This window comes from Janthinobacterium sp. MP5059B (assembly GCF_001758645.1).
Taxonomy (GTDB): Bacteria; Pseudomonadota; Gammaproteobacteria; order Burkholderiales; family Burkholderiaceae_D; genus Janthinobacterium; species Janthinobacterium lividum.
In genome coordinates, this window is the sequence record NZ_LRHX01000023.1 from 136,317 (window position 1) to 150,141 (window position 13,825).

Genomic DNA, 13,825 nt, shown 5'->3' on the forward strand with positions numbered 1-13,825 from the left:
GTCCTCATGGGTGGTGGGCAAAAGCGGGGTGGGATGGCGCCGGTAACTCCGGCAACTCCTGCGCCTCCTGCTGGTTATGCGCTTGCGTGACATGGCTGCCGGGCGCCACGCTGCGGGTCAGCCAGACATTGCCGCCGATGACGGAGCCCTGGCCGATGGTCACCCGTCCCAGGATCGTCGCGCCCGCATAAATGACCACGTCGTCCTGCACGATGGGATGGCGCGCCAGTCCTTTTTTCAGCACGCCGTCGGCGCCGGCGGGAAAGCGCTTGGCGCCCAGGGTCACGGCTTGATAAATGCGCACCCGTTCGCCGATGATGGCCGTCTCGCCGATCACCACGCCGGTGCCATGGTCGATGAAAAAACTGCTGCCGATGATGGCGCCCGGGTGGATGTCGATGCCCGTCTGCGAATGGGCCACTTCGGCGATGATGCGCGCCACCAGCGGCGCGCCCAGCGCATACAGGGTGTGCGCCAGGCGGTAGTGGATGATGGCCAGGATGCCCGGATAGCACAGCAGCACTTCATCGACGCTGTGCGCGGCCGGGTCGCCATGGAAGGCGGCCGCCACGTCCGTGTCGAGCTGGGCGCGGATGCGCGGCAGCGCGCGGGCGAAGCGCTGCACGATGGCCAGCGCCTGCTGTTCGATGGAGACCGTCTGCTGCAAGCCATGCTGGCGCGCGTGGTAACTGAGTTCGCGCCGCACCTGTTCGTGCAGCCCCGTCAAGGTCGTGTCGAGCGTATGGCCGACAAAGAAATCCTCGCTCTCCTGCTGCAGGTCGAGGGGGCCCAGGCGCATGGGAAACAGGGCTGCGCACAGGGCTTTGATGATGTCGTGCAAATGCTGGCGCGACGGGAATTCGCGCGCGCCGCACTCCTGATTGCTGGCCAGTCCTTCGCGCCACTGCTCGCGCACGGCGCGCAATTCATCGACGATCTGGCGCAGTTCCCATTGCGGCTGCGCGGCAAGGGAGACAGGGGGAATGGCTCGCTGGTTCATGGTGGTCCCGGGAAGAGAGTTAATCTTGCAGCCAAGGCAGCGCATGCCAGCGCCAGCCACCGCTGTGGCCACGCTGCTGCTGCTCGTCGAGGTCGCCCTCGAAGCCTTGCGCGATATTGAAGACATGCGTGAAACCTGCCTTGGCGGCCGCTTCGGCGGCTGCGGCCGAGCGCTTGCCGCTGCGGCACAGCAGCACCACGACGGCATTCTTGCCGCCCACCTTCGCTTCCAGTTCGCGCGTAAAGCGGGGATTGCGGTTCATGGACGTGCCGGTCGCCCACGCCACGTGCAGCGAGGCCGGCACGTAGCCGACGAAGGTGCGTTCCTCGTTGGTGCGCACGTCGACCAGCACGGCTTTGCCGGCCTGCACCAGCTGCCACGCATCCTGCGCGCTGACGATACCCGCATACGGCAAGCCCTGTGCCTGCGCCTGGGCGCGCGCGAGATTGAGTACTTCGTCAAAGGCCGCCTCGCCGTGCCCGGCGCGGGGATCGAAAATCAGTTCTGCAGCAGCCATCTTTCCACCTCTTTATTCCATCGTCAAAAACCAGCACGAGTCCACTGTAGCGAACTTATGTTGTTCGGAAAACAAATTAAAAAGAGTTTGGAAAGCTGAAAAACGTATATGGGGTCGGTGTATGGGGTCAGACCCTCACACGCGTTGGCGCCAGGCTTGGCGTCAGCGGTGTTGGGGGTCTGACCCCAGCCCTCGCCTGCTCTGCGCCTACGCTCAAGCAGCGCGGCGGCGTTCGCGAAGTAAAAAACGGGCAGGATCGAGCGCCTCTGCCAACTGACGTTCCAGCGGCAGCGGCTCGCCCTCCAGCTGGCATGCCAGCAGCTCGGCCGCCAGCGGCGCCCAGATCAGGCCGCGCGAGGCGTAACCGAGCAAACCAAACAGGCCAGGCCAGCGCGGTACGTCGCGCAGGCGCTCGCAGCGGCCTGGGATGCCGGGGTCGGGCAAGGCGCCCGCCAGCGGCAGGCGGTCCGGCGCCATGCAGCGAAAGCCCGTGCGGCCCGCCAGCGGCGCATCGAACGGGGCGACGCCCAGGATGTCGGCGATCTTCCCGATATTGTCTTCCTGGCTCGATGGGCGCAAGTCGGTGTCCGCATCGGCATCGTAGCTGGCGCCCACGCAGACGACACCCTGGTGCGCCGGCGTCATGTAGGCTTCGCGGCAGACGACGAACGGCAACGAGGGCAAGCTGCCTTCGGCCAGGTGCGTGACCTGGCCGCGCACGGCGTCCAGCGGCAGGCCCGCCGCCTGCTCGAAATCGACTGCCCCCGTGCCGGCCGCCAGGATGACGGTGGGCGCGGCCGCGATCAAGGTGCCTTGCGCATCGCGCACCAGCCATTCCTCATCGCCACGCTCCAGGCGCAAGGCGCTGCTGGAAAAGCGCCGCGTGAGCAAGGCGCCGCAGGCGTCCAGCATGGCCGCGCAGACGGAAGACGGGCGCGCCCAGCCGCCCTGTTCGAACCACCAGGCGCCATCGGGCGCCGGTGCGCCCAGCATGGCGCTCGCCTCGGGCGCTTCCAGCCAGCGGGCGAATTCACGCGGATACAGGCCACTGGCGGCGATCTGCCGCTGCACCTGCGCATGCGCGCCGTCGCGCGCCAGGTGCAGCACCCCGCTTTGCACACCCACGATGGCGGCGCCGATGCCGCCCAGGTCTTTCCAGCGGCTCAGCGAGTACAGGTAGGCGGTGCGCACCAGGCGCGTGGCGATATTGTCGTCCTTCGACATCAGCGGCATGAAGATGCCGGCCAGGTTGCCCGACGCCTCGCTGGCCGGCTGCGCGTGGCGTTCGATCAAGGTCACCTTCCAGCCGCGCGCGGCCAGCCGTTCGCAGGCGGCCGCGCCGGCCACGCCCGCGCCGATGACGATGGCGCGCCGCTCGGGCACGGTGACGGCCGCGTACTCTTCGCGCCGCGCATAAAACACGGCGCGCAGGCGGCTCTCGTCGAAGACAAACCCATTCTTTTGCAGGGCGGCGCGCTGCGCCTCGTCCAGGTGCACGGCCTGCAGGCGGGCGCCGTCCATCATCAGGCGCGCCAGCACCGGCGTGGCTGCGGGCACCCAGGCCAGGTGTACTTCGTCGACGCGCGCCGACAATTGCGCCAGGCAGGCATCGGGCTCGCCGATCAGCACATCGAGCGTGACAAGGCCATCGTGCGACACCATGCGGTGCAGGCCCGGCACGCAGGGCGGCCACTGTGCACGCCACTGCTCGGGCAAGTGGCGCGCATCGACGGGACGCGGCGCCAGCGCGATGTAATGGAGGCGGCGGCCGCCATGCGCCGCACAGGCGGCGCGCAAGCGGGCGCCGTCAAAATCCGTGTCGAGCAGGACGAGAGCGCGGCGCATCAACGCCCCGCCCGGCAAAAGCAGGTGGGCGCATGGTCATTGACCATGCCGATGCCCTGCATGTAGGCGTAGATGATGGTCGAGCCGACGAACTTGAAACCCCGCTTGAGCAAGTCTTTCGAGAGTTTGTCGGACAAGGTCGTCTTGGCGGGAAACTCGCCCGGCTGCCAGCTGTTGACGATAGGCTGGCCATCGACATACGCCCACAGGAAGCTGTCCAGGGTCTGCCCTTCCGCGCGCAGGCGCAGGTAGGCTTGCGCATTCGTGATGGCGGCCGCCACCTTCAGGCGGTTGCGCACGATGCCGGGATCGAGCAGCAGCTGCGCCACCTTGTCCGGGCCATACGCGGCGATTTTTTCAGCATCCCAGCCGTCGAAGGCGGCGCGGTAGGTGTCACGCTTGTTGAGGATGGTTTCCCAGCTCAGGCCCGCCTGCGCGCCTTCCAGGTTCAGCATCTCGAACAGCCGGCGCTCGTCGTGGCAGGGCACGCCCCACTCTGTATCGTGGTAGTCGAGATAACGGGGACTGGCCGGGTTGGCCCAGGAGCAGCGGGTAATATTCATGGTCGTGTTCTTCATGTGCAGGCAAGTCCCAGTATAGTTTATCGGCCGCGCAGGATGCGGCCCAGTTCCTGCAAGCCGTGCGCCATCTCGGCCGGGGGAATCGCCGCAAAGCCCAGCAGCAGCCCGCGTGGCGTGGCACACTCCGGGCCTGCCGCCGGATCCGCATAGTGGCCCAGCGGACGCAATTCGATGCCATGCTCCAGCCCTGCGCGCGCGACGGTTTCCTCATCGTGGCCGGCGCGAAAATACGCGCACAGTTCCAGGCCGCTGTCGGCCGGGCCGCACGCGAGCTGGTCGCCCAGTTCGCGCGCGATACCGCGCACCAGCAGGTCGCGCCGTTCGGCATTGCTGTCGCGCGTGCGGCGGATATGCCGGCCAAAGTGTCCTTCGGCGATGAAGTCGGCCAGCGCCATCTGCGGCACGATGGCCGTGTGCCGGTCCATCACGGCCTTGGCTTGCACCAGCGCGTCGGCCAGCGCGGGCGGCGCCACCATATAGCCCAGGCGCAGCCCCGGGAACAGCACCTTCGACAAAGTACCCACGTACACCACGCAGCCGGCACGGTCCAGGCTTTGCAGCGAGGCCAGCGGCGCGCCCGTGTAGCGGTATTCGCTGTCGTAATCGTCTTCCACCAGCCAGGCTTTATTGTGCGCGGCCCAGGCCAGCAGGGCCAGGCGGCGGGGCAAGCTCATGCTCACGCCCAGCGGCATCTGGTGCGATGGCGTCACATACGCGAGGCTGGCGTCCGCATGCGCGGCCAGGGCGGCGCAATCGATGCCTTCGGCGTCGACGGCAATGTCCACCGGCACGGCGCCAGCCAGGGCGAACAGGGCGCGCGCGGCCGGGTAGCCGGGCTCTTCCAGGCAAACCTTGTCGCCATCGCGCACGATGCTGCGCGCCAGCAAGTCGATCGCGTGGCGGATGCCGGTCGTGACAACGATGTCCTGCGGGTCGCAGCGGATGCCGCGGTACTTGGCGAGAAAATCGGCGATCTGCTGGCGCAGCTGGGGCAGGCCGGCCGGATCGGCGCTGCACAGCTGTTCCGGCGTGGCGGCGGCCAGGGCCCGCGTGGCGCACTTGGACCAGGCGGCCATGGGAAACAGGCTGGCGTCGGCGCGCCGCGCCACGAAGGGCAAGCCGTCGCGCACACCCGTATCGGACACAGGTATCGGCGCGGAGAATGTCCCGGCTGGGGTGGCATCCGCAAATCCTGCCATCAAGAAGCGTTCCGGCACGACGGCGCACACGCGCGTGCCGGAACCGGGCACGCGCGTCACGTACGCTTCCGCGTGCAGGCGGTCGAACACGGTTTCGATGGTGCCGCGCGACAACTCCCACCGTTCCGCCAGGGTGCGGCTGGACGGCAAACGGCTGCCCGCCGGCAGCATCTTCGTCAGGATGGCCGAGCGCAGCGCTTCATACGCGCCATCCTGCTTGTTGACGCCCGCCTTGTCGAGCCAGCTGGTGGGACGAGGCAAGTCCAGGGCGTGCGGTGATTTTCCTCGCGGCATGATAATCGTCCAAGTGGTCCAATGAGTTTTCTGATGACTGGCACTTCGCATTACACCACAAACATTCTACTCTCACCGTTCCGGTGCGCCAGCGGGGCGCACGCTTGCATGGATCGTGTAAAACAATGCAGAAACAAATCGCTTTATGGGCCTGGGGCGGCATCGTGCTGCTGCTGGTCTGCCTGTCGCGCATCAGCATCGACATCTATCTGCCTTCGCTGCCGGCCATGGCCGATGCCCTGCACGCCAGCGATGCACAGTTGCAACTGACCCTGAGCCTGTTCATGGCCGGCTCGGCCGTCTCGATGCTCGCTTGCGGGCCGCTGGCCGACCGTTACGGGCGCCGCCCCGTGCTGCTGGCCGGCACTTTCATTTATGTGCTCGCCAGCATCGTCTGCACCGTGACCACCGACGTCCACGTGCTGATCGCCGCGCGCGTGCTGCAGGCGTTCGGCGGCTGCAGCGGCACCATCATCGGCCGGGTGATGGTGCGCGACCGTTTTGATCCCGCCACGCAGGCGCGCATGCTGGGGAGAATATCGATGGTGATGGGCTTGTCGCCGATCCTGGCGCCGCTGGCCGGCAGCCTGCTCGATGCGGCGTTCGGCTGGCGCGCCGTGTTTGGCGTGCTGTGCCTGCTGGGAGCGCTGTCGCTGGGACTGATCGCCGCGTATATGCCGGAAACCAGGCCGGCCAGCGTCGTCCCCCAAGTAAATACCCTGGCACTGTACCGCCGCCTGCTGGGCGACGCGTATTTCCTGCGCTATGCGCTGGCCATCGGCTGCGTGTATTGCACGTATTTCCCGTTCATCGCGGAATCGTCCGTGCTGTTGCAAAGGGGCATGCATCTGTCGCCGCGCGCGTATGCGCTGGTGTTCGCGCTGACGGTCAGCGGCTATGTGGCGGGATCGAGCCTGTTCCGCGCGCTAGGACCGCGCCTGGGCGCCGATTACATGCTGGGTGTGGCGGTGCTGATCAATGTGGCGGGCGCGGCCAGCCTGTTGCTGGCGGGGACTTTGGCGCCGCAGCACGTGGCGTCGCTGGTGGCGCCCATGCTGCTGGTGATGGTGTCGGTGGGCATGGCCATCCCGGCCTGCCAGCTGGCCGTGCTGCAGCCGTATGGCGATCAGGCGGGCAGCGCCTCGGGCCTGTTCTTCTTCGTGCAGATGCTCATCACGGCCGCCTGCGGCGCCGTCATCGCCGCCATCACGGACGGCAGCGAAAAGCCGCTGCTGTGGGTAACGGCGGCGGCCAGCGCGGCCTTTGCCCTCGTGTGGCGGCTGACGAAACGCCAGCCCGCCAGGGCAACAGCATGTCTTACATGACGATCTTGACCATCGGGTGGCCCGACAGCGCCATGTACAGGGCGTCGAGCTGCTCGCGGCTGACGGCGCGCACGGTGACGGTCAGGCCCGTGTAATTGCCCTTGCCCGATGGGCGCTCTTCCATGCGGCCCGCGTGAAAGGTCGGATCGTGGCTGATGACCAGTTCCAGCATGGTCGGCGCGAAGTCGACATGCGTCGGGCCCATGATCTTGATGGGAAAGTCGCTCGGGTATTCGATCAGCGATTCGCTGGGAGGAATCGTCACTTCGGTGGGTGGGGTGGTTTGCATGGGAAATCCAATCAGTGCCGGTCAGAACAGACGGCGCAGCGCATAGCGCGCGGCGGCTGCATAAAAACGTATTGTAGCCAACTTTGAGGGCGGCTGCGCCCGTTGCGATGACACACACGGCATGGCAAAAAAAAAGCCAGCTGGGTAAGCTGGCGAAAAACTATTTCGTTTGGACAAAATAATAGCCGGAAAAAAATCGGTGCTGTCACTTGGAGGATAAGCAGTGGTCGTACTGTAGACAAACCACGGCAGCTTTACCTCCGGTATGTGACGAACTGCGCATTTTGCGGCTTGAACGTCGATACGGCGCGACAGACGGCGCGGCCGTCAGCGCTCCACTTCCTGCATCCGGCCATTACGGCCGGGACCGCCGCGCTCATGGTTGCGCTCACGCGGCGGCATCGGGCGCTCGGCACTGCGCGCCTCCTGTGGCGCACGCGCGGCAGGCGCAGGCATGGCTGGCGGCGGCGCCGTTTGCAGCACTTCGCGGCGGGGGCCACGTTCTGCGCGGTCCGGGCGCGGCGCATCAAATTGGCGTTCCATGACGGGGCGCGGCAGTGGCCGTTCGGCACGGGGCCGCTGCTCGCCACGCCAGCCGGGGTGCGCCACCTGGTCTTGCACGGGTGGCAAGGCCGGCATCGCCGGCATCACGGGCTGGGGCGGCACCGGCGGCTGTTGCGGCTGTGCCGGCACGGGCGGGCGGTTCGGCTGCATGGGACGGGGCGCCATGTGCGTCTGGCCATCGTCCGTCTGCAAGCGGCCAGGGCGGTTGACCCAGTCGCGCCGGAACTCCCTGTCGCCGCGCGGCGCATCGGAAGGACGCTGCCAGTTGCCCGCTGGCGCAGGCGCCGTGCTCAACGGTAAGCTTTGCATGACGGGCGGCGGCATGGTGGTGCGGTTGCGGCGCGGCACGTCGACCGTGCGCGAGCCGCCAAAACGCTCGCCCGGCAGCATCGTCATGCCTGCACGGCGTTCGCGTTCGCCAGCCACAGGGCGGCGCCCCTCGGCGACGCGGTTGATGCGGCGTTCATACTCGGCGCTGGCGCGGTAGCCGGGCACGTAGCGCTCGTGCGGCGACAGGGGAAACCAGCCGACGCCAGGGCGCTGGCCATGCTGCGAACCGCGATCAGGCCTGCCGCCGACCCAGCCCACCAGGGCCGGCGCCCAGGGCACGCGGCCGCGCTCGCGCCCCGGTGCCCAGCCCCAGCGGTGGCCCAGCAGCACCCAGCGGCCGTAGTGCGAGGGCGCATAGCCCCACGGCGCATTGTCCACCCAGGTCCAGCCCCACGGCGCGATCCACGTCCAGCGCCCGTCGCTGTACGGCGCCCAGCCGGCCGGCACCGTGCTCGGCAGCCACAAGGGGCCGTATTCCGCGTCGTCCTGCCAGGCACCGTAGCGGTCCAGCTCTTCATAGCCGGTGGTATCGTCCGTGACATAGCGCAAGGCCGGCGCGGCGGCGGGCAAGGCTTCGGGCCAGTTGTCGAAGGCGATCCTCTGCAAGGCGCCCGTGCGCAATTCCTCGTCCGTCAGCTCGGCGCGCTTGCCGGCGCGCAAGGTCACGCTGCCCGTCGCCCCATCCACGTCGGCCGCACCGTCGAGCACGCTGACGATGCTGGTGCCGGGCTGGCGCCCCGCCTCGATGCGCACCCAGCCCGGCTGGGTCAGGATCACGCGGGCCTGGGCCGTGGTCAGCTCGAAGCCGCGCAACGCGTCGGGATTGCGCACGCGCACGCTGACCGTGCCATAGCTGAGATGCAATTTGAAACTGTCGTCATCGAGCTCGCTCACTTCCAGCTCGGAATCGCCATCGAGACGCACGGCGGCCGCGCCCACGCGCAACTCCGCCAGCGCACCGCGCTGGGTGGTCAAACGGTTATCCGTGGTGACGGGCCAGTTCAGCAGGGCGTTTTGCGCCTCGCCATCGCCGGCGCGCACCAGCACCTGCCCTTCGACGGTGGAAATGCGCCCCACGCGGGCGGGCGGGTCCTGCGCCAGGGCCAGGGAGCACGCCGACGACAGCAGCACGGCGCACACGGTGTTCAAGAAGGGGGAAGACAGGATCGGACGCATGGCGCGCTCCAGGCAGGACGGACAGAGATGAAAGGTAGACAACACCCCGATTACAGTCCTATCGGGCGGGCATCGCAAGCGGGCTTACAAATGTTTGCAACTTGATCTGGCTCAGGATGCCGCCTGGCCACCGCGCTTGACGAAGAACAAGGCCGTGCCGACAGCCATCAGCAAGCCGCCAAAGAAGCGGTTCTGCTTTTTCACGGCCCTGGCATCGCGGAAAAAGCGTTGCATCGACGAAGCCAGGAAGGCATAGCTGTGCATCACGACCTGATCGATCGTGCACATGGTGACGGCCAGGATCAGCAGTTGCGGCAGCAGGGGTGCAGCAGGGCTGATGAATTGCGGCAATACCGCCACCATGAAAATGATGCCTTTCGGATTCGTCACATTGGTCAAAAAACCCGTCAGCACGCGCCGGCCCATGGAGGGCACCACGGCGTCGGCATGCAGGTCGCCCGCCACCGCCACCTTGGCGCGCCACTGCGACAGGCCCAGGTAGATCAGGTACAAGGCGCCCACCGTCTTGACGATATTGAAGGCCACTTCGGAGGCCAGCAGCAAGGAACCGACGCCGGCGCCGGCGATGCCCAGCACCACCAGCAGCCCCAGCTGCAAGCCGAGAATGGTGGCGCTGGCCTTTTTCACCCCGTACGACAGGCCGTGCGACATCGACAGCACGGCGCCCGAGCCGGGCGAGACGGCGATGATGGAGGCGGCGATGACAAAGGTTATCCAGGTGGCGAAGTGCATGCGGTTTCCAAAAAATGGTGACGATGAACAATTTTAACCCGCTCAGTGCGGCCTTGCCGGCCCGCCCTGAGGTAAGATCGCACTCACACACCTCCTTGCCGTACAACCAAGAATAACATCATGAAAAACAACACTTTCCTCGCTCCGCCATGCCCTGCCACCACCGTGGGAGCACGCTGAGATGGCCGGCTCCAGCCTGCTGGCCCTGCTCGACGACATCGCCAGCATCCTCGACGATGTTTCCCTGATGACCAAGGTAGCCGCCAAGAAGACGGCTGGCGTGCTCGGTGACGACCTGGCACTGAACGCGCAGCAGGTGGCCGGCGTGCGCGCCGAGCGCGAACTGCCCGTCGTGTGGGCCGTCGCCGTCGGCTCGCTGAAGAACAAGGCCATCCTCGTGCCCGCCGCGCTGGCCATCAGCGCGTTCGCGCCGTGGGCCATCACGCCGCTGCTGATGGTGGGCGGCGCCTACCTGTGCTTCGAAGGCTTCGAAAAGATCGCGCACAAGTATCTGCACCCGGACGACAGCCACAAGGCCGAGCTGGCACAGGCGCTGCGCGACCCGCAGGTCGACCTCGTCGCGCTGGAAAAGGACAAGATCAAGGGCGCCATCCGCACCGATTTCATTTTGTCGGCGGAAATCATCGTCATCGCCCTGGGCACGGTGGCCGCGGCCACCTTCGCCGAGCAGGTGGCCGTCGTCGTCGGCATCGCCCTCATCATGACGGTGGGCGTGTACGGCCTGGTGGCGGGCATCGTCAAGCTCGATGACGCGGGCTTTTACCTGGCGGCGCGCAAGGGCGCGGGCGCGCTGATGGATGGCGTGCGCGGCTTTGGCCGCATGCTCGTGTCGGCGGCGCCGAAACTGATGAAATTTCTCTCCGTCGTGGGCACCCTGGCCATGTTCATGGTCGGCGGCGGCATCCTGACGCACGGCTGGCCGTGGGCCAGCGGCATGCTGCACCATGCGGAAGCAGCCGTCGGCGGCGTGGCCGGCATCGGCCCCGTGCTGGCCGCCGTCACGCCCAGCCTGATCAACGCGGTGGCCGGCCTCATCGCCGGTGGCCTGGTGCTGGCCGGCGTTACGGCCGTGTCGGCTTTATTGCGCATGGTCAAGCCAAGCAAATAAACTTTCTGGTCTGATGGGACGGCAGGCGCATCCGTGCCTGCCGCCCCGGCCATGCCGGCGGCGCTTGCCTGCCCATGGAGACCCTATGCAGACTTCCCCCATCCAACGTCCCAGCAGCGCCTTTATCGGCGCTTCCTGGGCGGCATTGCTGATCGGCGCCATCACCTACCTGTCCGGCCTGTGGAACGCCAGCATGGCGCTCAACGAAAAGGGCTATTACTTCACCATCCTCATGTATGGCCTGTTCGCCGCCATCTCGCTGCAAAAATCCGTGCGCGACCGCGCCGAAGGCATCGCCGTGACGGGCATCTATTTCGGCCTGTGCTGGATTTCCGTGCTGCTGGCCTTGCTGCTGCTCACGGTCGGCTTGTGGAACGCCACCCTGCAGAACAGCGAAAAGGGTTTCTATGCCATGGCATTCCTGCTCAGCCTGTTTGCCGCCGTCGCCGTGCAAAAGAATGTGCGCGACGTGGCGCGTGCCTCGGCCGCCTCGCCCGCCGAGGCACCGGGAACTTAAATAGAAGCAGCGCGTCTATTCCTGTATCCATGTCGGGAGAGGATGATGGGCGACCAGCAGAAACGTTTACAGATGGCACTAGAGGCAGCGCACATGGCGATCTGGGATTCGCGCATCGTCGCTGGCCAGGTCATCGACGGCACGGTCAGCTGGTCGGCCAAGGGCGCCACCTTGCTGGGCCTGGAAGAGCGCGCGCTGACGCAGCCATTTCGCAGCTTTCTCGACTGCGTGCACACCGGCGACCGCGACAAGGTGATCAAAGTGCTGCAGGACGGCGTGCGCCGGCGCGGCGGCTACGCCCTGCAATACCGCGTCGTCTGGCCCGACGGCAGCGAACACTGGCTGGCGGCCAAGGCGCACATCTTCATGGATGCCGGCGGGAAACCCGAACGCACCCTGGGCATCATCTGGGATATCACCGAACACATGGCGCGCGAGCTCATGATCGCCGAGCGCAAGGAACTGGCCGAAGTGACGCTCAGTTCCATCGGCGACGGCGTCATCACCACCGATCCGCACGGCAAGACGCGCTACCTGAACCGGGTGGCCGAGCAATTGACGGGCTGGAGCAACGCGCTGGCGCAGGGCAGGGACATCGGCCAGACCATGCCGCTGGCCGATGAACGCACGGGCGAAGCGCGCGAACACGTGGCCATGCGCTGCCTGCAACAGCGCCAGGCCATCGGCATTTCGCCCCGCTCGCAACTGATCACGCGCGAAGGGCGGCGTATCGCCATCGAAGAATCGGCCGCGCCCATCTGGTCGCGCGACGGCGATATCCTCGGCGCCGTCGTCGTGTTTCGCGACGTCAGCCACGAGCGCAAGCTGAGCCAGCAACTATCGTGGCAAGCCACGCACGACGCCCTGACGGGGCTGATCAACCGGCGCGAATTCGAACACCTGGTGGCCGGCGCCCTGCACACGGCCAAGCAGGATGGCCACATGCATGCGCTGCTGTACCTGGACCTGGACCAGTTCAAGGTCATCAACGACACCAGCGGCCATGGCGCCGGCGACGTGCTGCTGCAGCTGCTGGCCAAGATGCTGCAGGCGCGCATGCGCGACAGCGACATCCTGGCGCGCCTCGGCGGCGATGAACTGGGCGTGCTGCTGCCGCACTGTCCGCTCGAGCATGCGCGCCAGATCGGCGAACAGCTGCGCCAGTCCATCCGCGATTTCCGTTTCGCCTGGGATAACCGCAGCTTCGAGCTGGGCGTGAGCATCGGCATCGTGGAAATCAACGAGGACAGCAAGTCCATGAGCGAGCTGCTGAGCGCCGCCGACCAGGCTTGCTACCTGGCCAAGGAGCAGGGCCGCAACCGCATCCATGTCTACCAGGAGTCCGACGTCATGCTGGCGCAGCGGCATGGCGAAATGCTGTGGATCTCGCGCCTGAACGAAGCGTTCGCACACGATTATTTCCGCCTGTACGCCATGCCCATCGTGCACCTGCACGACAGCCCGGAACACCACGACGAAGTGCTGATCCGCATCCACAACAGCCAGGGCGACCTGATCTTGCCGGGCGCCTTCATTCCGGCCGCCGAACGCTACGACATGATGCTGTCCATCGACCGCTGGGTCATCCGTGCCGTCTGCCACCATATCCAGAGCGTGCGCGACAGCCTGCCGCCTTTGGACGCGCTGGCGGAAAGCCGGCGCCGCGCACCGGCCCTGTATTCCGTCAACCTGTCGGGCATGTCGCTGGCCGATGCCGGCTTGCACGACTACATCACCGAGCAGTTCGTAGAATTCGCGATTGCTCCCGAGCAAATATGCTTTGAAATCACGGAAACGGCCGTCATCGCCAACCTGCCCAAGGCGCAGGTGTTCATGCGCCAGCTCAAGGCCCTGGGCTGCCGCTTTTCGCTTGACGACTTCGGCAGCGGTTTTTCCTCGTTCGGCTACCTGAAGGCCCTGCCCGTCGACTATTTGAAGATCGACGGCGTCTTCGTGCGCGACATCGCCACCAATGCCATCAACCGCGCCATGGTCAAGGCCATCAATGAGGTGGGCCACGTGATGGGCTTGGAAACGGTGGCCGAATACGTGGAAGACGATGCCACCCTGGCCGTCATCCGCGAACTGGGCATCGACTACGCGCAAGGCTACGCCGTGGGCAGCCTGCGCCCCCTGACGGCGGGTGTCGATTAGCCGCTGCCGACAACCAGTGCCTTTAAAACAATGCCGCATTGCTATCGCTAAATGCGTGCAAGCACGACCAATCTGGAGGATTTTGATCTACATCAATAAATTTGCGCAGGCGACTCCTTACACTGATCTCCATTCTTGCAATCGTGCAAGTC

General features: G+C 66.3%; 12 protein-coding genes. 4 read left to right on the top strand and 8 right to left on the bottom strand.

Going from position 1 to position 13,825, the window contains the following annotated elements; all coding sequences use genetic code 11:
- Positions 1 to 4: 4 nt before the first annotated feature.
- From epsC to JAB1_RS28220, 5 genes are all read right to left on the bottom strand, one after another.
- Positions 5 to 1,000, bottom strand: a complete 996-nt coding sequence (gene epsC, locus JAB1_RS28200) for a serine O-acetyltransferase EpsC (protein ID WP_052140296.1) — start codon at positions 998 to 1,000, stop codon at positions 5 to 7.
- 19 nt (positions 1,001 to 1,019) lie between these two features.
- Positions 1,020 to 1,517: a rhodanese-like domain-containing protein gene (locus JAB1_RS28205; RefSeq protein WP_081345721.1), complete on the bottom strand. Its 498-nt coding sequence runs from the start codon at positions 1,515 to 1,517 to the stop codon at positions 1,020 to 1,022.
- Between the two features lie 213 nt (positions 1,518 to 1,730).
- Complete coding sequence (gene mnmC / locus JAB1_RS28210; protein ID WP_070279000.1) at positions 1,731 to 3,362, bottom strand: FAD-dependent 5-carboxymethylaminomethyl-2-thiouridine(34) oxidoreductase MnmC; 1,632 nt, start codon at positions 3,360 to 3,362, stop codon at positions 1,731 to 1,733.
- Positions 3,362 to 3,925, bottom strand: coding sequence for a DNA-3-methyladenine glycosylase I (locus JAB1_RS28215; RefSeq protein WP_070279018.1), 564 nt, complete (start codon positions 3,923 to 3,925; stop codon positions 3,362 to 3,364). The genes mnmC and JAB1_RS28215 overlap by 1 nt, the downstream gene beginning before the upstream one ends.
- A gap of 38 nt (positions 3,926 to 3,963) precedes the next feature.
- Positions 3,964 to 5,436, bottom strand: coding sequence for a PLP-dependent aminotransferase family protein (locus JAB1_RS28220; RefSeq protein WP_070282965.1), 1,473 nt, complete (start codon positions 5,434 to 5,436; stop codon positions 3,964 to 3,966).
- Positions 5,437 to 5,561: 125 nt separating this feature from the next.
- On the opposite strand from JAB1_RS28220, the gene JAB1_RS28225 reads away from it, so the two are divergent.
- Positions 5,562 to 6,761: a multidrug effflux MFS transporter gene (locus tag JAB1_RS28225; RefSeq protein ID WP_070278453.1), complete on the top strand. Its 1,200-nt coding sequence runs from the start codon at positions 5,562 to 5,564 to the stop codon at positions 6,759 to 6,761.
- On the opposite strand, the gene JAB1_RS28230 is transcribed toward JAB1_RS28225, so the two are convergent.
- From JAB1_RS28230 to JAB1_RS28240, 3 genes are all read right to left on the bottom strand, one after another.
- The gene (locus tag JAB1_RS28230; RefSeq protein WP_034782741.1) at positions 6,754 to 7,050 is read right to left on the bottom strand and encodes a DUF493 family protein; all 297 of its coding nucleotides are present in this window, start codon (positions 7,048 to 7,050) and stop codon (positions 6,754 to 6,756) included. The genes JAB1_RS28225 and JAB1_RS28230 overlap by 8 nt on opposite strands.
- A gap of 327 nt (positions 7,051 to 7,377) precedes the next feature.
- On the bottom strand, positions 7,378 to 9,120 hold the full coding sequence (locus tag JAB1_RS28235; protein WP_070278455.1) for a DUF6600 domain-containing protein: 1,743 nt from the start codon (positions 9,118 to 9,120) through the stop codon (positions 7,378 to 7,380).
- Between the two features lie 111 nt (positions 9,121 to 9,231).
- The gene (locus JAB1_RS28240; protein ID WP_070278457.1) at positions 9,232 to 9,873 is read right to left on the bottom strand and encodes a LysE family transporter; all 642 of its coding nucleotides are present in this window, start codon (positions 9,871 to 9,873) and stop codon (positions 9,232 to 9,234) included.
- Positions 9,874 to 10,054: 181 nt separating this feature from the next.
- Between JAB1_RS28240 and JAB1_RS28245 the strand changes: the two genes are divergently transcribed.
- The 3 genes from JAB1_RS28245 (at position 10,055) to JAB1_RS28255 (ending at position 13,673) form a co-directional block, all read left to right on the top strand.
- Positions 10,055 to 11,002, top strand: coding sequence for a DUF808 domain-containing protein (locus JAB1_RS28245; RefSeq protein ID WP_034752497.1), 948 nt, complete (start codon positions 10,055 to 10,057; stop codon positions 11,000 to 11,002).
- 85 nt (positions 11,003 to 11,087) lie between these two features.
- Positions 11,088 to 11,519, top strand: coding sequence for an inner membrane protein YiaA (gene yiaA, locus JAB1_RS28250; protein WP_034782737.1), 432 nt, complete (start codon positions 11,088 to 11,090; stop codon positions 11,517 to 11,519).
- 93 nt (positions 11,520 to 11,612) lie between these two features.
- Complete coding sequence (locus JAB1_RS28255; RefSeq protein WP_254672293.1) at positions 11,613 to 13,673, top strand: EAL domain-containing protein; 2,061 nt, start codon at positions 11,613 to 11,615, stop codon at positions 13,671 to 13,673.
- Positions 13,674 to 13,825 lie beyond the last annotated feature (152 nt).